This is a genomic window from Comamonas sp. BIGb0124, from assembly GCF_003752175.1.
In the GTDB taxonomy this organism is placed as follows: Bacteria; Pseudomonadota; Gammaproteobacteria; order Burkholderiales; family Burkholderiaceae_C; genus Comamonas_F.
This window is the reverse complement of sequence record NZ_RJVF01000014.1, coordinates 166,175-186,866: the sequence shown is the minus strand read 5'-3', so window position 1 is coordinate 186,866 and position 20,692 is coordinate 166,175. Positions and strand designations below refer to the sequence as shown.

Annotated in this window: 20 protein-coding genes and 2 tRNA genes; 18 read left to right on the top strand and 4 right to left on the bottom strand. The window is 66.4% G+C overall.

All coding sequences use genetic code 11. The features are described 5' to 3' along the window. The first annotated feature begins 23 nt into the window (after positions 1 to 23). The 7 genes from EC845_RS18820 (at position 24) to EC845_RS18790 (ending at position 7,074) form a co-directional block, all read left to right on the top strand. Positions 24 to 1,151: a LysR family transcriptional regulator gene (locus tag EC845_RS18820; protein ID WP_370451360.1), complete on the top strand. Its 1,128-nt coding sequence runs from the start codon at positions 24 to 26 to the stop codon at positions 1,149 to 1,151. Positions 1,152 to 1,293: 142 nt separating this feature from the next. Further along, positions 1,294 to 2,097 carry an SDR family NAD(P)-dependent oxidoreductase gene (locus tag EC845_RS18815; protein WP_123299680.1) on the top strand — a complete coding sequence of 268 codons (804 nt, stop codon included), beginning with the start codon at positions 1,294 to 1,296 and terminating at the stop codon, positions 2,095 to 2,097. 67 nt (positions 2,098 to 2,164) lie between these two features. After that, a complete protein-coding gene (locus EC845_RS18810) occupies positions 2,165 to 3,205 on the top strand; it encodes a tripartite tricarboxylate transporter substrate binding protein (protein WP_233598172.1) in 1,041 nt (346 codons plus the stop codon). Between the two features lie 12 nt (positions 3,206 to 3,217). Next, positions 3,218 to 4,321 carry an Ldh family oxidoreductase gene (locus EC845_RS18805; RefSeq protein WP_123299679.1) on the top strand — a complete coding sequence of 368 codons (1,104 nt, stop codon included), beginning with the start codon at positions 3,218 to 3,220 and terminating at the stop codon, positions 4,319 to 4,321. Positions 4,322 to 4,369: 48 nt separating this feature from the next. After that, the gene (locus EC845_RS18800; protein ID WP_123299678.1) at positions 4,370 to 5,236 is read left to right on the top strand and encodes a sugar phosphate isomerase/epimerase; all 867 of its coding nucleotides are present in this window, start codon (positions 4,370 to 4,372) and stop codon (positions 5,234 to 5,236) included. After that, positions 5,229 to 6,326 carry a Gfo/Idh/MocA family protein gene (locus tag EC845_RS18795; protein WP_123299677.1) on the top strand — a complete coding sequence of 366 codons (1,098 nt, stop codon included), beginning with the start codon at positions 5,229 to 5,231 and terminating at the stop codon, positions 6,324 to 6,326. The genes EC845_RS18800 and EC845_RS18795 overlap by 8 nt, the downstream gene beginning before the upstream one ends. Positions 6,327 to 6,393: 67 nt before the next feature. After that, entirely contained in the window at positions 6,394 to 7,074 is a 681-nt protein-coding gene (locus tag EC845_RS18790; RefSeq protein WP_123299676.1) for a hypothetical protein, read from the top strand. Positions 7,075 to 7,105: 31 nt separating this feature from the next. On the opposite strand, the gene EC845_RS18785 is transcribed toward EC845_RS18790, so the two are convergent. Further along, entirely contained in the window at positions 7,106 to 7,660 is a 555-nt protein-coding gene (locus tag EC845_RS18785; protein WP_148077345.1) for a hypothetical protein, read from the bottom strand. Positions 7,661 to 7,683: 23 nt separating this feature from the next. Further along, complete coding sequence (gene uvrC / locus EC845_RS18780; RefSeq protein ID WP_123299674.1) at positions 7,684 to 9,759, bottom strand: excinuclease ABC subunit UvrC; 2,076 nt, start codon at positions 9,757 to 9,759, stop codon at positions 7,684 to 7,686. Positions 9,760 to 9,859: 100 nt separating this feature from the next. Here uvrC and earP point away from each other — a divergent pair, with 100 nt between their 5' ends. From earP to EC845_RS18730, 11 genes are all read left to right on the top strand, one after another. Beyond that, the gene (gene earP / locus EC845_RS18775) at positions 9,860 to 11,005 is read left to right on the top strand and encodes an elongation factor P maturation arginine rhamnosyltransferase EarP (protein WP_123299673.1); all 1,146 of its coding nucleotides are present in this window, start codon (positions 9,860 to 9,862) and stop codon (positions 11,003 to 11,005) included. A gap of 182 nt (positions 11,006 to 11,187) precedes the next feature. Further along, entirely contained in the window at positions 11,188 to 11,742 is a 555-nt protein-coding gene (gene efp / locus EC845_RS18770) for an elongation factor P (RefSeq protein WP_123299672.1), read from the top strand. Positions 11,743 to 11,886: 144 nt separating this feature from the next. After that, positions 11,887 to 12,765, top strand: coding sequence for a TIGR00730 family Rossman fold protein (locus EC845_RS18765; protein ID WP_123299671.1), 879 nt, complete (start codon positions 11,887 to 11,889; stop codon positions 12,763 to 12,765). A gap of 245 nt (positions 12,766 to 13,010) precedes the next feature. Further along, a complete protein-coding gene (locus EC845_RS18760; RefSeq protein WP_123299670.1) occupies positions 13,011 to 13,283 on the top strand; it encodes an HU family DNA-binding protein in 273 nt (90 codons plus the stop codon). 16 nt (positions 13,284 to 13,299) lie between these two features. Further along, positions 13,300 to 13,375 (top strand) — tRNA-Val (locus EC845_RS18755). Positions 13,376 to 13,451: 76 nt separating this feature from the next. Beyond that, complete coding sequence (locus EC845_RS18750) at positions 13,452 to 15,374, top strand: SurA N-terminal domain-containing protein (RefSeq protein WP_123299669.1); 1,923 nt, start codon at positions 13,452 to 13,454, stop codon at positions 15,372 to 15,374. A gap of 38 nt (positions 15,375 to 15,412) precedes the next feature. Further along, positions 15,413 to 15,488 (top strand) — tRNA-His (locus EC845_RS18745). A gap of 289 nt (positions 15,489 to 15,777) precedes the next feature. Then, positions 15,778 to 16,740 (top strand): helix-turn-helix domain-containing GNAT family N-acetyltransferase, encoded by a 963-nt coding sequence (locus EC845_RS18740; RefSeq protein ID WP_123299668.1) that lies wholly within the window; start codon positions 15,778 to 15,780, stop codon positions 16,738 to 16,740. 18 nt (positions 16,741 to 16,758) lie between these two features. Beyond that, entirely contained in the window at positions 16,759 to 17,643 is an 885-nt protein-coding gene (locus tag EC845_RS18735; protein WP_123299667.1) for a DMT family transporter, read from the top strand. Between the two features lie 624 nt (positions 17,644 to 18,267). After that, positions 18,268 to 18,393, top strand: a complete 126-nt coding sequence (locus EC845_RS22765; RefSeq protein ID WP_255416915.1) for a hypothetical protein — start codon at positions 18,268 to 18,270, stop codon at positions 18,391 to 18,393. A 13-nt stretch (positions 18,394 to 18,406) separates the two neighbouring features. Then, complete coding sequence (locus EC845_RS18730; protein ID WP_123299666.1) at positions 18,407 to 19,174, top strand: hypothetical protein; 768 nt, start codon at positions 18,407 to 18,409, stop codon at positions 19,172 to 19,174. 65 nt (positions 19,175 to 19,239) lie between these two features. Here the strand turns inward: EC845_RS18730 and EC845_RS18725 are convergent, their stop codons facing one another. Together EC845_RS18725 and EC845_RS18720 are read right to left on the bottom strand one after the other, a co-directional pair. Further along, positions 19,240 to 20,214, bottom strand: a complete 975-nt coding sequence (locus EC845_RS18725) for a nucleotidyl transferase AbiEii/AbiGii toxin family protein (RefSeq protein WP_123299665.1) — start codon at positions 20,212 to 20,214, stop codon at positions 19,240 to 19,242. After that, positions 20,211 to 20,612 (bottom strand): DUF6088 family protein, encoded by a 402-nt coding sequence (locus EC845_RS18720; protein WP_123299664.1) that lies wholly within the window; start codon positions 20,610 to 20,612, stop codon positions 20,211 to 20,213. Before EC845_RS18720 ends, EC845_RS18725 begins: the two co-directional genes overlap by 4 nt. Positions 20,613 to 20,692: the final 80 nt, after the last annotated feature.

Genomic DNA, 20,692 nt, shown 5'->3' with positions numbered 1-20,692 from the left:
AGGACAGCCCCGCGACACGCGCGATCTGGGGTAAACCGGGGCATGCCCGGACTGGGCCTCACTTTACAGTAGACACCCGGCGCCGGCCCGGGGACCGGTCTCCAAGGGGGTACGCCATCAATCTGCGACAGCTCAAATACTTCGTCCGGGTGGTCGAGGCCGGCAACATGACACGTGCGGCCGAACAGCTTTTCGTGGCCCAGCCCGCACTCGGCATGCAGATCCGCCAGCTCGAGGACCATCTGGGCGTGACGCTGCTGCGCCGCCACTCGCGCGGCGTCTCGCCCACCCGCACCGGACAATTGCTGTACGAACGGGCCTGCGAGGTACTGCGCCTGGTCGACGAGACCGAACGCCAGGTCACCGCCGCCGGCCGCCGCGAACGCGAAGGCGTGGTGCTGGGCGTGACCAATGGCTACATGAACCTGGTGGCCCGCGAACTCATCGAGCAGGCGCGTCTGCAGTTGCCCGGCGTGCGCCTGAGCCTGGCCGAGGAACGCAGCCCGGTGCTGCTGGGCGCGCTGGAACAGCACGAGGTCGATGTCGCTCTGGCCTACGAGGTGCACGAGCGTCCGGGCCTGCTGCGGGTGCCGCTGCTCGAAGAGGAACTGCTGTTCATCACGGCCAGCCGGCCGGGTGCGACGGGGCTGCAGCCGAGCTCGGCCGGTCAGCCGGACATGCCGTCCCGGCTGGCGTCCATCGACTTCGAGCAGGTGCTGCAGCACGAGCTGGTGCTGCCCGGCCAGCGCGACGGCGTGCGCCAGCAGGTGCTGTCGGCGGCCCGGCGGCTGGCCCTCGAGGTGCGGGTCCAGCTCGATGTGTCGTCGATCTCGACCATCAAGAACATCGTGATGCAGGGCGAGGCCGCCGCCGTCGTTCCGTATGGCAACGTGCGCGACGATCTGCTGCGCGGCAGCCTGCAGGCCCGGCGGATCACCGATCCGGGTCTGCGCCGCACCCTGTACCTAGTGCGTTCGCGCAAGCGCGCCGCCATGCGGCACGAAAGCGCGCTGCTCGATCTGCTGGGCCGCTGCACCCAGGTCTATTGCCAGGCACTGGGCGAACTGGCCCATCCCTATGGCGCGCTCGAGCAGCCCCTCTCGCAAGCCATGGCGACGGCCATGGCCGAGGAAACCGAAGCCGGCGGCTGAATCGCTGCGGCACGGCCTGCCGACCTAAGAAAAACTGATGGCTGGCCTATGCCTATCGTTTTGGACTTGCACGCCGCCCTTGGCTGTAATGGATGCATCCCGCAGGCACACGGCGGGTCCATGACAAGACAAGGAGACTGACATGCAGGAACAGACAGGATCCGGCGACGGCCGGGGCCGGCTGGCCGTGATCATCGGCGGCGCCAACGGCATCGGAGCCGCCACGGCGCGTTGCCTGGCCGGACACGGCTGGCAGGTGGCCGTGGCCGACCTCGACGAAGCCGCTGCGCATGAGACCGCACGGCACTGCGGCGGCCAGGCCTACGCGGTCGATGTGCGCGACGCCGAATCGATCGAGCACACGGCCCAGGCCATCGAAGCCCGGCAGGGTCCGGTCTTTGCCCTGGTGAGCGCCGCCGCCATCTTTGCACCCCGCATGGCACCGGAAAAGCTGCCCGTCGCCGACTGGGACCGCATCGTCTCGATCGGCTACCGCGGCACCTATCTGTGCAACGTGGCCTTTGCGCAGCGCATGGCACGGCAGGGCGCCGGGGCCATCGTCAATATCTCGTCGATGGTGGGCCAGCGGCCCAACCATGGCCACGCCTACTACTCGGCCAAGGCCGCCGTCAACATGCTCACCGAAGGCATGGCCGGCGAATGGGGACGCAGCGGCGTGCGGGTCAATGCCGTGAGCCCCGGCTTCGTGGCCGTACCGCGCATGCTCGACAACATCCGGGACGGCCAGCGTTATGCCGTCTCGCCCGCCGAGGTCAGCGCCCTGGGCCGGCTGGTCGAGCCCGCCGAGGTGGCGGAAACCATCGCTTTCCTGCTGAGCGACCGGGCCTCGGCGATCACCGGCGCCAATCTGGCCGTGGATGCGGGCGTACTGGCAAGCAACGGCTGGGCCGTGCACGGCGGCGTGCCGCCCGCGCGCCCGCGCTGACGACGCCGGCCCCCTGCAGAGCCCCAAAAGACAGACCGACAAGACAAGACAAGACAAGGAGACAAGCATGCACAACACCCGCCCACCCCATCGCCCCGAAACCTCTCCCGGCCGCGCCCTCGGCGGGCGTCGGCGCCTGCTCGCCCTGGCGGCGGCAGCCTGCGCCGGCGCGGCCTTTCTGGCGTTGCCGGCGCACGTCCAGGCCCAGGACTATCCCAGCCGGACGATCAAGATCATCGTGGGTTTTGCCCCCGGCGGCCTGACCGACGGCCTGCCCCGGCTGCTCGCCGGCCCCCTGAGCGAACGCCTGGGACAACCGGTGGTCATCGAGAACCGTTCGGGCGCAGCCGGCAACCTCGCCACCACCTTCGTCGCCAGCGCCCCGCCCGACGGCTACACCCTGCTGGCCTCCGGCGTCGGGCAGATCGTGGTCTCGCCCCACACCACGACGATGTCGGTCAATCCGGTGACCGATCTGGCCCACATCACCATGATGGGCGACGGCGACCAGATCCTCAGCATCCACCCGGACGTGCCGGCCAAGTCGATGCAGGAGTTCGTGGCGCTGTCGAAGGCCAAGCCCGGATCGATGTTCTACGGCGACGCGGGCATCGGCGGCAACATGCACCTGTACCTCGAGTATCTGAAGATGCTGTCGGGTGCGGACATCGACTCCGTGCACTACAAGGGCGCCGGCCAGCTGATGCCCGATTTCCTGGCCAACCGGGTGCAGATGAGCCTCAACGCGCCGCCGGTGGCCGAACCCTACATCGCCGAGGGCAAGCTGCGGCCCATCCTCATCTTCGGCCGCACGCGCAACCCCAAGATGCCCGATGTGCCCACGGTGGCCGAGGTCGGCATGCCGCAGCTCGAAGCCGCCAGCAACTGGTTCGGCCTCCATGCTCCCAAGGGGACGTCCGATGCCGTGGTGCGCCGGCTCAACGAGGCCGTGGTGCAGGCGCTGAAGGCGCCCGAAGTCCAGGCCGGACTCAAGACCATGTCGGTGCGGGCCGTCGGCGACAGCCCGGCGCACTTCAAGGCCCGCATCGACAAGGACTATCAGGATTTCGGCGCCGTCGCCAAGTCCGCCAACATGCTCGCCAAGTAAGCGAGGGACACGATGAACGACCAATCCCCCGAGACACCGCCGGTGTCGGTCCCGCACGCGGATCTGCAACGTTTTGTCCGTGCGTGCTTCGTGCAGGCCGGTCTGAACGGCAGCGAGGCCGAGGATGTCGCCGCCAGCCTGGTCGACAGCGACCTGCGCGGCACCCATTCGCACGGGGTCATCCGCCTGCCCTTCCTGGTGGCCCGGCTGGTCGACGGCGGCGCCAAGCGGCAAGCCGAGGTGCGGGTGCTGCAGGACGCGCCGGCCACCGCCCTGCTCGACGGCGACGGTGCGCTGGGTGCGGTCACGGCCACGGCGGCGATGCGCCTGGCCGTGGACAAGGCCCGCACCCAGGGCATCGCGATGGTCGCCGCCACCAACAGCGACTTCGTGGGGGCCTGCGCGCATTACGCCATGATGGCCCTGCCGCACGACATGATCGGCCTGGCCTGGACCAATGGTTACCCCGGCATGGCCCCCTGGGGCGGCCGCCGCAACACCATCGGCAACAACCCGATCGCGCTGGCCGCGCCCAGCGCCAGCCAGGGCCCCATCGTGCTCGACATGGCCCTGAGCGTGGCGGCGGGCGGCAAGGTGCGGCTGGCCGCCAAGAAGGGGGAGGCCATTCCATCCGGCTGGGTCATCACCGGCGATGGCCACGACACCACCGACCCCGCCGACCTGCCCGCCGGCGGCGCGCTGCTGCCGCTGGGCTACAAGGGATACGGCCTGGCCGTCTTCGGCGAGATCCTGTGCGGTGCGCTCACCGGCGCGCGCATGCTGGGCGAGATTCCCGCGTGGTTCCAGGCCACCGAACAGCGCATCGGCAACGGCCACATGCACATCGCCATCGACATCGCGCGGCTGACCGATCCCCAGCAGTTCAAGCAGCGTGTCGACACCATGGTCGCCATGCTCAAGGCCACGCCGCTGGTCCCCGGCGTGCAGCAGATCCTGATGCCCGGCGAGCGTGCCTGGGCCACCCAGCAGCGCCAGTTGCGCGAAGGCATCACGCTGCCGCGCAACGTGGCGCACGACCTGCATGCGCTGGGCAACCGCCTGGGCGTGCCGCTGCCCGAGGCGCTGGCCAGCCGCCCGGCGATCGAAGCCGCCTGACCCACGGATCGGCCCTGTCCTCCGTTTCCCATCCTTGAAAGCCCAGTCTTGAAAACACTCACCCTTGCCCACCTCACGATCAGCGCCACGCCGATGGAAACGGTGGATGCCGCCTGCGCCGCCGGCTTCGGACGGGTCGGCCTGCGCATCTGCGGCCGTCGTCCCGGCGACCCCTTCGCCACGCCCGTCATCGGCCAGCCCGCGCTGATCCAGGCCCTGCGCGACCGTGCCGCGCAGGACGGCGTGGCGATCTCCAACATCTCGGCCTATCAGTTCTACCCCGACGTGACCTGGGATCACCTGGCTCCGGCCGTCGACACCGCACATGCGCTGGGCGCAGGTATCCTGGTGGTCAACGGCTTCGACAACGACCTGTCGCGTTTTGCCGACCGGCTGGCCCGCTACGGCGAAGCCGCTGCGGCCGCCGGCATGCGTGTGGCGCTCGAATTCCTGCCCTACAGCGCCGTGCGCACGCTGGGCCAGGCCATCGAGGTCATCGCCCGCAGCGGCGCGCCGCAGACCGGGCTGCTGCTCGATGCCCTGCATCTGGAGCGTTCGGGCGGTACGCCGGCCGACCTGGCCGGCCTCACGCCCGAGCAGGTGGTGTTTGCCCAACTGTGCGACGCCCGCCGTCTGAGCGCCCCCGCCAGCGACGAAGCCCTGATGCAGGAGGCCCGCACCGCCCGCCTGCCGGCAGGCAGCGGCGACCTGCCGCTCGACGACTTCCTGGACGCCCTGCCGCCCGGCACCGAGATCGAATACGAGGTCTCGCGCCAGGATCTGGCCGACCGCAGCCCCCGCGACAAGGCCCTGGCGGCCAGCGCGGACGCGCGGCGCTTCATGCAGGGCTACGACCAGCGGCGCGCGGCGCGGCAGCCCGCCCGGCTCACCGTCGAAGGAGCCCTCCATGGCTGAAGCATCGACACGCCCGCTGCGCGTCGGCGTGCTGGGCTGCGGCATGATCAGCGGCAACCATTTCTCGGCCTGGTCGCGCTGCCAGGGTGCGCAGGTGGTGGCCGTGTGCGATCCGGTCGCCGAGCGCGCCCGCCAGCGTGCCGCAGAATTCGGCATCGCCGCCAGCTACGGCTCGCCCCAGGAAATGCTGGCCGCCGAAGGGCTGGACGCGGTCGACATCGTCACCCCGCGCGAAACCCATGCGGACATGATCCGCCTGGCGGCCCGGCACGGCGTGCACGCGCTGTGCGAAAAACCGCTGTGCCCCAGCCTCGACGAAGCGCAGGCCCTGCTGGAAGACGTCGGCTCGCGCATCCACGTGATGGTCAACGAGAACTGGCGTTACAGGGCCTATTTCAGACAGATCGCGCAGTGGCTGTACGAAGGCCGCCTGGGCCAGCCGGTGCAGGCCCGCATCGCGCTGTGGCGCTCCAACATGCTGCGCCGGGAAGACGGCCTCGTCACCTCGCTCACCCGCCAGCCCTTTCTGGCCCGCGAAAGCCGGGTGCTGGTGGCCGAATCGCTGATCCACGAGCTCGATGTCGCCCGCGCCCTGTTCGGCGAGCTCGAGATGCTGGCCTGCAGCCTGGGCCGCGCCAGCGAACACATCCGGGGCGAGGACAACGCCGTCATGCTGCTGCGCGCACCGGGCGGGCTGAGCGTGGTGGTCGAAGGCAGCATGACGGCGGCCGGCTACGCGACGCGTGCGCCGGACCGCGTGGAAATCGCCGGCACCCGCTGCAGCGTGACCCTGGAAAACGGCACGCTCAGGCTCTTCGGTGCCGAGGAGCAGACCCTGCACTACGACGAGGATGCGGTGCGGCAGGCGTGTTTCGACGACGCCGTCCAGCACTTCACCGACCGCCTTCGAGCCGGCCGCGGCGATTTCTGGACCTCGGCGTCCGACCAGCTCGGCAGCCTGCGCCTGATGGACCAGGCCTACGCCCTGGCCGGTGCGATCCGGCCTCTGCAGGACACCGCCCGTCCACGGCATGCGCCTCCGGCGATCGGCAGCGCACATGCGGGCGAGGCGCAGGCGATCCCCGCCTGAGGCACCGCCTGCCCCCCGTCTCGCATCGACTCGATCAACTGTTCAATCACTCAACTGGAGACACGACATGGCACTCGCCGGTCACGCCCTCGTGGCGATCTGGAACGACATCCTGCCCGAATCACGCGCCGATTTCTTCGAATGGCATCCGCGTGAACACATGGTCGAACGCCTGGGCATCCCGGGCTTTCTGCGCGGCCGCCGCTGCATCGCCGTCGATGGCGGCGTCGAATTCCTCACCCTCTACGAGGTCTCGGGCACCGACGTGCTCGCCAGCGACACCTACCTCCAGCGGGTGCTCAACCCGACGCCGTGGTCGAGCCGCGTGCTGCCGTCCTTCCGCAACAACGTGCGCGGGGCGTGCGACATCGTCTACAGCCAGGGCCATGCGATGGGCGGCTTCGTGCATACGCTGCGGCTGAAGGCCGAGCCCGGCCGCGAGCAGGCTCTCGACCGGGCCCTGGCCCAGGATGTGCTGCCCGCCCTGCACGAACTGCCCCACGTGTGCGGGGTGCATTACGTCGTCAACGACGTGGCGCTCACTGCCGGCAATGCCGGCCAGCAACGCGGGCGCACCATCGGCCTGCCCGAGCGCATCGTGCTCATCGAGGGCATCAGTGCCGCCGGTGTGAGAGACACCGTGGCCGCCCATCTGGCAGCCGACCGGCTGGCCGCGCTCGGCGCCCAGGCCGATGCGGAGGGCGCGCTCTACCAGCTCGAATACAGCATCCAGAACCTGGCCCCCTGAAGGCACCCGGCCGCCGTGTTCGCCGTCGAGATCAGCGGCCTTCGACCGTGGTGCGCAGGCGGAACTTGAGCTGGCTGTTGAACAGGAAGGTCTCGGTGAACTGCGCCGGCTGGGGCAGTTGGGCCGTGCTGCCGAACGGCGCGGCACGGTAGATGGCGTCAGTGGCGATCTGCACGGTCTCGGGCGATTGACCGGGCTCGCGCGCCACGTCCACGCGGCTGACATCGCCGTCTGCCGTCAGGTGCACACGCAGCACCGGTATCGCCTGGAACACGCTGGGCAGGTCGCCGTCGTACAGCCCCTGGGGATTGGCGCGGTTGATGCGGTCGGCCGCACGCAGGCGGTATTCCGTCCAGTTGCGCGCCGGCGGCTGGTTGTCCGGCGGCAAGGTCGCCGAACGCGACACACCGTCGCCAGGCGTCACCACCGAGCCTGCGCTGAGCGTGCGCGGCGCTTCGGGGGTGGCGGCGGCGGCGGTGCCGGCGGCCGGTTGCCCGTCCGGACTCCAGGCCGGCAGCTCGACCGTCGAACATCCGGCCAGCAGGACCAGCAGCACGGGAACAGAGACAGCAAGGGCTCGTTTCATCACATCACACTCCAAAATAAACATCAATGCAGAGCCTGGTAGATCGCCTCGGCCAGGTCGCGCGAAATGCCATCGACCGTGGCGATATCGTCCACGCTGGCCGCGCCGACGCCGCGAATGCCGCCAAACCGCTGCAGAAGTTTCGCACGACGCTTGGGGCCAATGCCAGCAATATCCTCGAGCTTGCTGCCGCCGGTGCGCACGCTGGCCCGCTTGGCACGCATGCCGGTGATGGCAAAGCGGTGGGCTTCGTCGCGAATCTGAGCCACCAGCATGAGCGCGGCCGAATCCTTGCCCAGGTAGACCTTGGGCCGGCCGTCGGCAAAAACCAGTTCTTCCAGACCCACCTTGCGGCCTTCGCCCTTTTCCACGCCCACGATGCGGCTCAGGTCCAGTCCCAGGCTTTCGAACACCTCGCGCGCCATGCCGACCTGGCCCTTGCCGCCATCGATCAGGACCAGATCGGGCAGGCGCGGACGCGGCGCCACCGGGGTGGCCTCGCCGGCCTTGCCGATCTCGACGTCGGGCGGCGCCTCGCCGGCCTGTTCCTCGGCCAGGCGCATGGCTTCGGCCAGCTTGCCGTAGCGGCGCAGCAGCACCTGCCGCATGGCGGCGTAGTCGTCGCCGGCGGTCACGCCCTCGATGTTGTAGCGCCGGTACTCGCCGTTCTGCATCTTGTGGTGCTGGAACACCACGCACGAGGCCTGCGTGGCCTCGCCCGCCGTGTGCGAGATGTCGAAACACTCGATGCGCACCGCGTCGAGCGGGTCGTCCTCGCCGTCGTCGTCCAGGGCCAGGCCCAGCGCATCGACCAGCGCACGCGTGCGGGCCTTCTGCGAACCCTCTTCGGCCAGCAGCCGGGCCAGTTGCAGATCGGCGTTCTTCTGCGCCATCTCCAGCCACACCCGGCGCGGCCCGCGCGGCTGGTGCACCGCCATGACCCGCTGACCGCGCTGCTGGCTCAGCGCATCGAGCAGTTCGCGCCCGATCGGCTCGCTCACCAGCAGCATGCCCGGCAGCGGAGCCTCGATGTAATGCTGCGCGACAAACGCCTCGAGCACCAGTTGCTCGGGCGTCAGCGCCTGCGGCGAGGCGGCGTCGACGCGGTCGTCGGCACCGTGGATGGCGGTGGCGTCCTCGACATGGGTGGGGAAATAAGGACGGTCGCCCAGGTGGCGCCCGCCGCGCACCATGGCCAGGTTCACGCACGCCTTGCCGCCCTGGACTTTGACCGCCAGGATGTCGACATCGCGCTCGGCGCCGTTGGCGCTGCTGACCTCGACCGACTGCTGCTGCAGCACCGCCGAAAGCGACTGGATCTGGTTGCGCAGTTCGGCCGCGGCCTCGAACTCGAGCCGCTCCGCATGCGCGAGCATGCGGCCTTGCAGCGCATCGAGCAGTTCCTGCGTGTCGCCCTGCAGAAAGGACTCGGCATGCGCCACGTCGGCGGCGTACTGCTCGGGCGTGATGTGTCCGGCCCAGCGTGGATCGCTGCCTGCCAGATGCGACACGCAAGGCCCCGTGCAGCGCTTGATCTGGTAGAGCAGGCAGGGACGGGCGCGATTGGCGAACACGGTGTCTTCGCAGGTGCGCAGGCGAAACACCTTCTGCAGCAGCTGGATGGTTTCCTTCACCGCCCAGGCATTGGGATAGGGGCCGAAATACTGGTTGCGCTTGTCGATCGCGCCCCGGTAGTACGACATGCGCGGGTAGGTATGGCCGCTGATCTTCAGGTAGGGATAGCTCTTGTCGTCGCGAAACAGGATGTTGAAGCGCGGATTGAGCGTCTTGATCAGGTTGTTTTCGAGCAGCAGGGCCTCGGCCTCGGTGCGCACCACCGTGGTCTCCAGGCGCACGATGCGGCTGACCATGAGCCCGATGCGGGTGCCGCCGTGGTCTTTCTGGAAATAGCTGGCCACCCGCCGCTTGAGGTTGCGGGCCTTGCCCACGTACAGCACCTGGCCGGCTGCATCGAAGTAACGATAGACACCGGGCAGCGCAGGCAGGGCCGCGACATCGTGCAGCAGTTGTTCGGGGAACCGCTGCGGGTCTTGCGGCTCCGGGCTGGATTGCGGATTCGGTTGCGGGGTTTGCGCCATGCGGCCTATTGTCTCCGTTCGCGGGGCCATTCCGCAGTCGCCCGGCCGGCGCTGTTAAAGTGCGCCGCCTCACCCGAACACCGCCCAAGGACCAAAGCTCATGCGCTGGGACATCTTCTGCCGGATCATCGACAACCATGGCGACCTGGGCGTCTGCTGGCGCCTGGCCGCAGACCTCGCCACGCGCGGCGAAACCGTGCGCCTGTGGGTGGACGAGCCCGCCGCCCTGGCCTGGATGGCGCCCCAGGTGCCGGCCGGCATCACCGTGGTGCACTGGCGCCAGGCACCGTCGGTCCAGGGCGCGGTGCTGTACGCCGACGGCCGGCCGCTGGCCGATGCCGTGCCCGGCGATGTTCTCGTCGAGGCGTTCGGCTGCGAGATCGACCCGGAATTCGCCGCGCGCCAGGCCCCGGCTGCGGCCTCCGATGCCCGGCGCAACTGGATCAACCTGGAGTACCTGTCTGCCGAAAGCTACGTGGAACGCAGCCATGGCCTGCCGTCCCCCGTGATGGCCGGCCCTGCCCAGGGTCGCCTCAAGCATTTCTTCTACCCGGGTTTCACCGAACGCACCGGCGGCCTGCTGCGCGAAGCCGATCTGCCGGCGCGGCAAGCCGGTTTCGACCGCACCCCCTGGCTGGCCGGGCTGGGGGTGCATCCGGCGGCCGACGAACGTGTGGTCACGCTGTTCTGCTACGAGCCGGCCGCCCTGGTGCCCTGGCTGCAGCAGTTGCGCACGGGCCCGGGCCGCACGCGGCTGCTGGTCACGCCGGGCCGCGCCCAGGCTGCGGTGCGTGCCGCGCCGACCGGCGATCCGGCTGCGCCCTCGCACCTGACGGTGACCGAACTGCCTTACCTGCCGCAGCCCGACTTCGATGCCCTGCTCTGGAGCGGCGACCTCAATCTGGTCCGGGGCGAAGATTCGCTGGTGCGCGCCCTGTGGGCCGGTCGGCCCTTCGTCTGGCATATCTACCCGCAGGACGACGGCGCCCATTGGGCCAAGCTCGAAGCCTTCCTGGACCTGTGGCTGGACGGCGCACCCGCGCCCCTGGCGACCCGGGTACGAGCCTGGCACCGCTGCTGGAATGCCGACAGGCCACAGCGCCCCGAGACCGCGCCGCCGCCCCCTGGACTGGACGACGAGGCCCTGGCGGAATGGCGTGAATGGGCCCTGCTGGCCAGGGAGCGACTGTGGCGGCAGGACGACCTGGCCGGCCAGCTGATTCGCTTTATCAAGCAAACCGGGTAAAATCGCGTGCTTTGCGCTCGCCTGCCGGCCACGGTGGCTCCCGCTTGCCTAGACTTCTCTAGAGCGAGTTCAGCCTGCCAGCCCCCGCCCGACGCCGCGCAACAGACCGCCTCGGGCGACCCATGCGTCGCTGTCTCGGTCACTTCTTTTGCCGCCCAGCGGCACAACCGACCCAAGATCTTATGAAAATCGCTCAAGAAATCCGCGCCGGCAACGTCATCATGCAGGGCAAGGACCCCATGGTCGTGCTCAAGACCGAATACGCCCGCGGCGGCCGCGGCGCAGCGACCGTGCGCATGAAGATGAAGAGCCTGCTGTCGAACTTCGGCAGCGAAGTGGTCTTCAAGGCCGACGACAAGATCGACAACATCGTGCTCGAAAAGCGGGAGTGCACCTACTCCTACTTCGCCGATCCGATGTACGTCTGGATGGACACCGAGTTCAACCAATACGAAGTCGAAGCCGAAAACATGGGCGACGCCCTGAACTACCTCGAAGACGGCATGACTGCCGAAGTGGTGTTCTACGACGGCAAGGCCATCTCGGTCGAACTGCCCACCGGCGTCGAGCGCGAAATCACCTGGACCGAGCCGGCCGTCAAGGGCGACACGTCGGGCAAGGTGCTCAAGCCTGCCAAGATTTCCACCGGCTTCGAAGTCGGCGTGCCGATCTTCGTGGCGCAAGGCGACCGCATCGAAATCGACACGCGCACCGGCGAATACCGCAAGCGCGTCTAAGCCCGCTTCCCGCCGAGATCGCCGTCCGCCGTCCGCCCCTCCCCTGCGAAGGACTGACGACATGACGGCAGCTTCTCCCGAGCCACTGCAGTTTCAAAGACCGCAGTGGCTTTTGTTTTGCGCCGCCATCCCCAACTGAACGCCATGAACGCTGCCGAAAACCTGCACGAGCGCAAGCTTGCCGACGCCTGGGCCACCCTTCAGGCCCATGCCAACGACGGCAATCCGCTGCGCGCCGAATCCAACCGCCTGGCCTTCGCCGATCCGGAATTCCTGCTGCGCCGCGAGACCCGCGGCATCCGCATGCAGCTCGAGCTCATGAAGCCCGACCTGCAGCAGCAGGCCTCGGGCATCGAGAACACCGTCGTCGTCTTCGGCAGCGCCCGTTTTCGCTCCACCCAGGAGACCCAGGAGCTGCTCGCCCATGCCCGTGCGGTCGGCGAGCCCAAGGCCATCGACCGGCTCGAGCGGCTGGCGCGCAACGGCCGCTACTACGATCTCGCCCGCGAGTTCGGGCGGCTGGTCACCGAATACAGCAACGGCTTGCCCGACAGCGACCGCCTCTACATCTGTACCGGCGGCGGCCCGGGCGTGATGGAGGCCGCCAACCGCGGTGCCCACGATGCAGGCGGCAAGAGCGTGGGCCTGGCCATCGCCCTGCCCTTCGAGGAAAAGCCCAACCCCTACATCCCGCCCGAGCTGCTCTTCAAGTTCCACTACTTCGGCCTGCGCAAAATGCATTTCATGATGCGCGCCAAGGCCATGGTGGCCTTCCCCGGCGGCTTCGGCACGCTCGACGAGCTGTTCGAGACCCTGACGCTGGTGCAATGCGGCAAGTCCAAGCCCATTCCCATCGTGCTGTTCGGCAGCGACTACTGGAAACGCCTGCTCAACCTCGACGTGCTGGTCGAGGAAGGCGCCATCTCGCCGGACGACGTCCACCTCTTCAAGCACGTCGACACGCCCGAAGACGCATGGGCGCATATCTGCGATTTCTACGAAATGCCGCACCGCAGCACCTGACCCAGGAATGACCTGTAAAAACGACTAGAATGCGCTCCGATTGTTGCTTTCTCTGCTCAGTCGGTTGACACCGGCAGAGTCCATGGCTGTAATGGATCTTCCTGGGGCTGGCATTGCCACGCATGCCTTGCGCGCTCGCGAAGAGGCGGTCGTGCCCGGGTCGCCGGCAGACTCGCTTGCGAACCCCGCCACCAGCACCGGACCCAGTCAACGACCATGCACTTCATTGAAAAAGAGGGCTTTTTGTGAATAAAACTGAACTGATCGAACACATCGCCAAACATGCCGATATTTCCAAGGCAGCGGCAACCCGCGCACTGGAATCGACCATTGGCGCCGTCAAGACCACACTGAAGAAGGGCGGCTCGGTGTCGCTGGTGGGTTTTGGCACGTTTGCAGTCACCAAGCGGGCCGCTCGCACCGGTCGCAATCCCCGCACCGGCGATACGATTAAAATCAAGGCCGCCAAAGTTCCGAAGTTCCGTCCGGGTAAAGCCCTCAAGGATGCATTGAACTGACGTGGTTGATCAGGAGGGGTGCTTAGCTCAGTTGGTAGAGCGGCGCCCTTACAAGGCGTAGGTCGGCGGTTCGAGCCCGTCAGCACCCACCACCCTCCGTCCACCGATCCAAAGGCGAACCCCGGTTCGCCTTTTTTGTTATCTGCCTAGAGAAAGAGACATCGAGCCATGTTCGATTTCGTCCGCAAGAACACCAAGTTCCTGATGATCGTGCTGTTCTTGCTCATCGTGCCCTCATTCGTCCTTCTGGGCGTGGAAGGCTACACGCGCAACCAGGAACGCAGCGAGACCGTCGCCGTGGTCGACGGCCAGAAGATCACCGCAGCCGAATGGGACAACGCCCATCGCGCGCAGGTCGATCGCATGCGGGCCTCGATGCCGCAGATGGACGCCAGCTTCTTCGACTCGCCCGCCCTGCGCTACCAGACCCTCGAGTCGCTGGTGCGCCAGCGCGTGATTGCCGCCGCCGCCGTGCAGCGCCACCTCACCGTGCCCGATGCCCAGCTCGCACGCCTGCTGTCCGAAGACCCGGCCATCGCCTCGCTGCGCGGCCCCGACGGCAAGATCGACATGGACCGCCTGCGCGCCATCACCGGCTCGCAGGGCATGACGCCCGACGGCTTCGTCGAAGCCATGCGCGGCCAGCTGGCCACGCAGCAGGTTCTGGGTGCCGTCACCAACACGGCCTTCAGCACCAGCGAAGACGCGCGTGCCGCGCTCGAAGCCTACTTCGGCCAGCGCGAGATCCAGCGCGTGGCCTTCGCCACCGCCGATTTCGCCGCCAAGGTCAATCCGGGCGATGCCGACATCGAGCAGTACTACCAGGCCCACCTCGACAGCTTCCGCGCGCCCGAGCAGGCCTCGATCGAGTACCTGGTGCTCGACATCGATGCGCTGCGCAAGAATGTCAAGATCAGCGAAGCCGACCTGCGCAGCTACTACGAGCAGAACCAGGCCCAGGCCAGCGCAGCCGCCGAACGCCGCGCCAGCCACATCCTGATCACCGCACCCGCCTCGGCGTCTGCCGCCGATCGCGAAAAAGCCAAGGCCCACGCCGAACAGTTGCTGGCCGAGCTCAAGGCCAAGCCCGACAGCTTTGCCGACGTGGCACGCAAGGAATCGCAGGATCCGGGCTCTGCCGCCCAGGGCGGCGATCTCGACTTCGTGACGCGCGGCGCCATGGTCAAGCCCTTCGAGGACGCCCTGTTCGCACTCAAGAACAAGGGTGACCTCAGTGGCGTGGTCGAATCCGAGTTCGGTTATCACATCATCAAGCTGACCGACATCAAGGCCGTCCAGCCCAAGAGCTTCGAACAGATGCGCGCCCAGCTCGAAGAGCAGGTTCGCACCGAAGAAGCCCAGCGCGAATACGCCAAGGCCGCCGAGACCTTCACCAACATGGTCTACGAGCAGTCCGACAGCCTCAAGCCCACCGCCGACGCGCTGGGCCTGGAAATCCGCACCGCCCAGAACATTCACCCCACCCCCATTCCCGGTGTGCAGGGCGTGCTGGGCAGCGCCGGTTTCCTGCAGGCCGTGTTCGATGCCGACAGCGTGCAGAACAAACGCAACACGCAGGCCATCGAGATCGGCAGCAACCAGCTGGCCGCCGGCCGCGTGGTCAGCCATACCCCTGCCCGCACCCTGCCCCTGGCCGACGTGCGCGACACCGTGCGCCAGCGGGTGATCAACACCCAGGCAGCCGAACTGGCCCGCAAGGAAGGCGCAGCCCGTCTGCAGGCCTGGCAAGGCGGCGAAGCGGCCAGCGGCCTGTCCACGCCCGTCACCGTGTCGCGCACCGCCACGCAGAATCTGCAACCCAAGGAAGTCGATGCCGCCTTGCGCGCCGACGCCGGCAAGCTGCCCGCCTGGGTGGGTGTCGACCTGGGCGACGGCGGCTACAGCGTGATCAAGGTCAACGCCGTGCAGCCGCGTGCCGCCGTGAGTGCCGAGCAGGCCACCGCCGAGGTCAGCCAGTTCACCCAAGTGTGGGCCAGCGCCGAGAGCCAGGCCTATTACGACTGGCTGAAAAAACAGCTCAAGGTCGAAATCAAGGTGGCCAAGCCTACTTTAGGCGGACTGAACGGTTGAAGCCCGGGAATTTACGGCTATAATCATTTTCTCTAGTGGTGGCTGTAGCTCAGCTGGTAGAGTCCCAGATTGTGATTCTGGTCGTCGTGGGTTCGAGTCCCATCAGCCACCCCAAAAAATGCTAGTCAAAACAAGGACCTTCGGGTCCTTGTTTCGTTTCTGAAGCCGAAAGCCCAAAAGCTCGCCCTTGGTCGAGCTTTTTTAACGACTCAAACGCGCCTCACGTGCTCAACGCGGTACGCGTCGACGGCAGTGGCCTGCACCGCTGCGGGATGCAGCGGTTCGATCTGGACAGGCGGCTGGTTCAGGGCCTGCTGCGATACAGGCGTAAACCAGGGCACAGAAGTTGTGCAATACAACCTATGAGTTGTATGATGCAACCACTCTTAAGGAGGCGTGCATCATGAAGCTTTCTCCTGTGCTGGTCGACGAGATCCGCTCCGCGTCGCGAACCATGGTTCGTGAACTGGGGTTCATGCGTTCGACATTGGCCGCGACCGACTATTCGCCTTCCGCCGTCCATGCGCTGCTGGAGACGGATGCGCAAGGTGGCATGACGGCCGCTCGGTTGGTGCAGATCCTGGGCCTCGAAAAGTCGAGCGTGAGCCGCATGCTGGGCAAGCTCATCGAGGCCGGCGAACTGCAGGAAGCCGACGACGGCCCCGATGGCCGGCTCAAGCACCTGGTTCTCACGCCCCAAGGCCAGGCGTTGGTCGCGAAGATCCACGCCTTTGGCCGGATGCAGGTCACCACGGCCCTGCAGCATCTCAACCCGTCGCAGCAGCAGACCGTCGCTCAAGGTCTGGCCGCCTATGCACAGGCCCTGAAGCAATGCCGATCGGGCGCCGTCGAAGCCTCGCCCGGCTCGATCCAGATCGCCTCGGGCTATCGGCCCGGGGTGATCGGTCGGGTCGCCGAAATGCATGCGGCCTTCTACGCGAGCCACGCTGGATTCGGGCAGTTCTTCGAAAGCCAGGTCGCCACCGGCTTCGCCGAATTTGCCGGACGGCTGAACGATCCCGTCAACAACGTGTGGGTCGCCATTCAGAATGAACGGATCGTGGGATCGGTCTCGATCGACGGACAGGATCTCGGCAACAACGAAGCCCACTTGCGCTGGTTCATTCTGGACGAAGGCTGCCGGGGCGGCGGCGTCGGCCGCAAGCTGTTGGGCGAGGCCGTGGCGTTCTGCGATCGCATGGGGTTTTCTGCGATTCAGCTCTGGACGTTCAAGGGGCTGGATGCCGCCCGGCGTCTCTACGACGCATTCGGCTTCGAACTCGTGCACGAAGCCGAGGGCAAGCAGTGGGGCAGCCTCGTCACCGAGCAGCAGTTCACGCGCCAAAAGACCGCCTATCCATCGTAGTCATTCGGGAACTGCGCCATGACTTCAGACCGCATGGCCATGGCTGCAGCGGCAACCGTCGGCATCCTGGTCGGTGCCGCATTGGTTTCAAGCCAAGCGATCTCTGCGGATGTGGCACCCGGCACACTGGCTTTCCTGCGTTATGGGGTCGGCATCGTGGTGCTGTTGCTGCCGATCGCAGTGTTTCAGTTTCATCGCGTGCGGTTCACCGGCAAGGACGCCGCAGCGATCGCTTTGCTCGGCATCTTTCAGTTTGCCGTTCTGATGCTGCTGCTGAACCATGCCCTCACCCATCTTTCGGCCACCACCTGCGCGCTGGTCTTCTCCACCATGCCGCTGTGGACGGTCTGCCTGGCCCTGCTGACGCGCCGCGAAGCCTTCGCCGCCGACAAGCTGCTGGGCGTCGGCCTGGCCGTGGGCGGCGTCGTCTACCTTCTGGATGCATCCGCCATGCAGGGAGCGGCCCACGGCCATGTGCTTGCGGGCCTCGCCGCGCTGGCGGGCGCCACGCTGACGGGCGCCGTCACCAGCCTGCTTTACGCGCCCTATCTGCGCCGCTATGCCGCGCTGCCGACCTGTGCCCTGGCCATGGGGGCGGCCGTCGTTTTCCTGTCGGTGTTCTGCCTCGTCACGGCGCAGCCGCTGATCCCGGCCTTGACTGCTTTTCAATGGGGCCATGTGATCTTCATCGGCCTGTCCAGCGGCGTGGGCTACTTCTGCTGGCTCTGGGCCTTGGGCCGCATGGATGCGAGCCGGGTCGTGGCGTTCCAGGCGCTGGGCCCCGTCACGGCCGCCCTGATCGAAGGGCTGATGGCCCGCCGATGGCCACCCCTGCCGCTCGTCGCCTCGCTCGCGATGGTCGCAGGGGGACTGGTGCTGGCGATGTGGCGCGGGCGGAGGTGAGTGGGGGGGGTTCCAGACTGTGACCGTCCTGTCGGTTCGCCTGCAGAAACTGCGTAGACAGCTGATTTCCAGCTCGAACTCCGACGCATGGCCAATAGGGAACACGTGACGCGCGTAGGCTGATGCCCTCCGTCTTGGACAAATGAAGGCTCACCAGAAACTTCTGCGCCAGGAGCAGGCCCCTGGCTCATTCGAGCTATCGCCCCTGACCGCACCCCCAGGAAGCCTGGCTTTGGCTGGGTTTCAGAAAAGCCACCACAAAATTCTGTTTTTGGTGGCTTTTCACTTTGATCGACTTGGCTTCTCAGTTGAATGCATTTCTGTGAAACGCATGCACCGAATGCAATCATGAGCGATCGCCATGGCCATGCTGACAGTCCGCAACATCTCCGACGAAAGATAGGCCGGCTTGGTCGCCCGAAAAGAAGGCGCAGTCGCAGCTATCCCCTCAAGAAGGGGCCAGCGGTTTTTTTGCTGCGCGCATGACCCGTTTACGGCGGGTCGTGCAGGGACACCCGCCAGGGTGTGCCGGTCCTTAGTCCGGTCGACCAACCTTGCACGGCCTGCCACCTTTGCTTGGTCGCTATGGGGGCAGGTTTCCAACCCGTCACGAAGGAGCCATTCATGGCTGACATCCTCGCCCCCGCGTGCGCACGCCGCTGCGCCGTCCATCCCAGCGCCGCCGTAGCCGTCATCCAGCGCATCGCGCTCGACACGCCCCTCTCGCCACCCTGCACGCCCGTGCATTGAGCAAGAGGCCCCCATGTATCAAAAAGACAATTTGCAGGCCGCCGCCATGAGCGGCTCGTTGGTGTTCGCCAGCCTTCTCGGCGAGCGTGAAGAGCAGTTGGATCGTCTGCGAACCACCGTCGCCGCTTTGCGCTGGGCCGCCGCAGAAAACCCGGCGTTCGATACCCCGATCTTGCTGGAGGCGATCGGTGAACTGGTACCCGCACAGGCCAATTTCGACGATGCAGAGCAACTGTGCTGCAAGGCCATGACCGAGGTGCTGCTGCGCGATCGCGCCACCGCCCCCGCCACCGAGGTCAGGGCTGCATCGGCGATGACGCCCAGCATGAGCATCCCGATGGTCCTGAGCCTGATGTATGCCCTGGACGAATCCGGCAGCAAGGAACAACTGGAGTCGACGCTGCAAAAACTGCTGGACTGTCACGGCTCTTTCAGCGATCCGTCCACAGATCCTTTCGCAGATACGTCTACGGCCTCGTCTGCAGGCCTTTCGGCCGACACAGGGGCCGAGGTTTCAGCAGACCCAGGGATTGCCGCTGAAGCCCCCGGATACCGGCACGTGTTGGCCGAATACCAGGCCTTCCTGCGCAAGCAGGGCTGGGAAGCCCGGGCCGAGCGGCTCGCGGACGAGGGCGTTCGGGGCTGGCTGGTGGCGGTGAAGGCTGCAGCCAAGACCGGCAGGGTCGGCAGCGCCGATGCAACCGGCAAGAACCGCAAGACGCAGGCGACGCGCCCCGCGCGGGCCACCCGTCGCCGCAAGCCCGTTCCAGGCGCAGCCTGACGGCTCGCCGACCCGCGGTGCCTGCAGGCTCCAGGCCCTTCGGCCTGTTTGGTTTGGCGCCGAAGTTAACTGGCAGCTTCGAGAAAAAGCGTGCGCGCAACTTGGGCGAACGAGGCGAAGGCTTCATCGAAGTGGGGCTTAAAACTCCCGTAGACGAGCGGCAGCAGATTCTGTTCGTATTCGACCCGACTCTGATCGTCCGCCCCCACCTGGGTCAGAGCTTTCTCCATGACACGCAGTGGATCCGCGGCAAAGTCCGGCTGCTGCTGACCGAACGCCTCGACATCTCCCTTCACCAATGCAGCGAAGGCCGGTGCGCTGATGGCCAAGAGTTCTGGTTTGCGTGCGAAGATGCAGTGCACGTCATAAATGTGGCGCACGAGTGCAGTGTCCCAAGCTTGCTGCATCTGCCCCGAGCGGTGTTGCGCGAATCGGCGCAAGAAAGAGAGAACCTTTTCGGATTGCGTCTCTGCCACGGAGATGGTTGACACTTCGAAAGGTGAACCAGACTGCGCGGCAAAACGATCGGCCAGCGCATGGAGTGTTGTGCGTTCGACTGGAAGCGCCGGCGCGCACATTGTCAGCTCGAACTGAAGACTCGGACGCAGGCCTGCGGTCGCAGGATAACTGCGCTGGTACATCCACTGACTGTGCAAGTAGCGGTGTTCGTTGAAGGCCATGGCTTTGTCGAGCTCTTCGACCAAACCGATGTCAGAGAGTGCTCTGCCCACTCGGACTCGCACTTCGTCGCCGAGATAACGCCTGAGCTTGGTACGACTCAGTTGGCGCCCCGCGTCCGTGAGGACAACCTTGATGTCCGCGTCTTCAGACATGCGCTCGATCAGGCCATGCGCCTTGGACAAGCTCGTTCCGCCACAAAAGACCAATTGCACGCAATCAAACTCCAGCGCAAACACGGTACGCAGTGCATCCGTCAGGTGCTCGTCTTTTTCCAGGAGGCCGGCCGTCACTCTGCCGAGATCTGTTTCGGCGACCAACGCTTCGATGAGGTCGGCACGGTCTTTGGCCAGAATCCTCATGCGCGCTCGTATTCGACGAGCTTGCCGTTGAAGCCGAGCTTGCGCTGAATGCGCTGTTTGCCAACACTGAAAACGACGCCGGTCGGGATCTGCGTACTGTTGCCGGAGTTGTACTCGCGCGTCTGACGTGACTCTCCGACCTGGACACCCAACTTCTTGAGAGCTTCAGGCGCCAGGACTTCAAGGGGCTTGATGGGGATGGGTTTGCCCGAGAGCACGCTGGGTTTGGCCTTGGCGTAGACGCCCACCCCCAGCTTAACCAGCACCCCCTCGCTCTGGAGTTCGTTGAGTGCGCGGCCGACCTGGGCCTGGCTTCCAAAGGGCATGAAATCGGCGCGGACGAAAACATCGGCGTTCCGATTCGCCACCGAGCGCTTGATGCGGTCAACGATGTTCATGGCTTCAATCCTTGCTTGATGACCTCACTTTAACATGCTCATAAAGATGATGATATCAAACGATTTATTCAGACAAATGG

Coding starts and splice junctions, on each gene's coding strand:
- EC845_RS18810 (WP_233598172.1), top strand. CDS start 2,165: ATGCACAACACCCGCCCACCCCATCGCCCCGAAACCTCTCCCGGCCGC.
- EC845_RS18765 (WP_123299671.1), top strand. CDS start 11,887: ATGAACGCTGCCGAAAACCTGCACGAGCGCAAGCTTGCCGACGCCTGG.
- EC845_RS22765 (WP_255416915.1), top strand. CDS start 18,268: ATGGCTGACATCCTCGCCCCCGCGTGCGCACGCCGCTGCGCCGTCCAT.
- EC845_RS18815 (WP_123299680.1), top strand. CDS start 1,294: ATGCAGGAACAGACAGGATCCGGCGACGGCCGGGGCCGGCTGGCCGTG.
- EC845_RS18725 (WP_123299665.1), bottom strand. CDS start 20,214: ATGAGGATTCTGGCCAAAGACCGTGCCGACCTCATCGAAGCGTTGGTC.
- earP (WP_123299673.1), top strand. CDS start 9,860: ATGCGCTGGGACATCTTCTGCCGGATCATCGACAACCATGGCGACCTG.
- EC845_RS18785 (WP_148077345.1), bottom strand. CDS start 7,660: ATGAAACGAGCCCTTGCTGTCTCTGTTCCCGTGCTGCTGGTCCTGCTG.
- uvrC (WP_123299674.1), bottom strand. CDS start 9,759: ATGGCGCAAACCCCGCAACCGAATCCGCAATCCAGCCCGGAGCCGCAA.
- EC845_RS18805 (WP_123299679.1), top strand. CDS start 3,218: ATGAACGACCAATCCCCCGAGACACCGCCGGTGTCGGTCCCGCACGCG.
- EC845_RS18730 (WP_123299666.1), top strand. CDS start 18,407: ATGTATCAAAAAGACAATTTGCAGGCCGCCGCCATGAGCGGCTCGTTG.
- EC845_RS18740 (WP_123299668.1), top strand. CDS start 15,778: ATGAAGCTTTCTCCTGTGCTGGTCGACGAGATCCGCTCCGCGTCGCGA.
- EC845_RS18795 (WP_123299677.1), top strand. CDS start 5,229: ATGGCTGAAGCATCGACACGCCCGCTGCGCGTCGGCGTGCTGGGCTGC.
- EC845_RS18750 (WP_123299669.1), top strand. CDS start 13,452: ATGTTCGATTTCGTCCGCAAGAACACCAAGTTCCTGATGATCGTGCTG.
- EC845_RS18720 (WP_123299664.1), bottom strand. CDS start 20,612: ATGAACATCGTTGACCGCATCAAGCGCTCGGTGGCGAATCGGAACGCC.
- efp (WP_123299672.1), top strand. CDS start 11,188: ATGAAAATCGCTCAAGAAATCCGCGCCGGCAACGTCATCATGCAGGGC.
- EC845_RS18735 (WP_123299667.1), top strand. CDS start 16,759: ATGACTTCAGACCGCATGGCCATGGCTGCAGCGGCAACCGTCGGCATC.
- EC845_RS18790 (WP_123299676.1), top strand. CDS start 6,394: ATGGCACTCGCCGGTCACGCCCTCGTGGCGATCTGGAACGACATCCTG.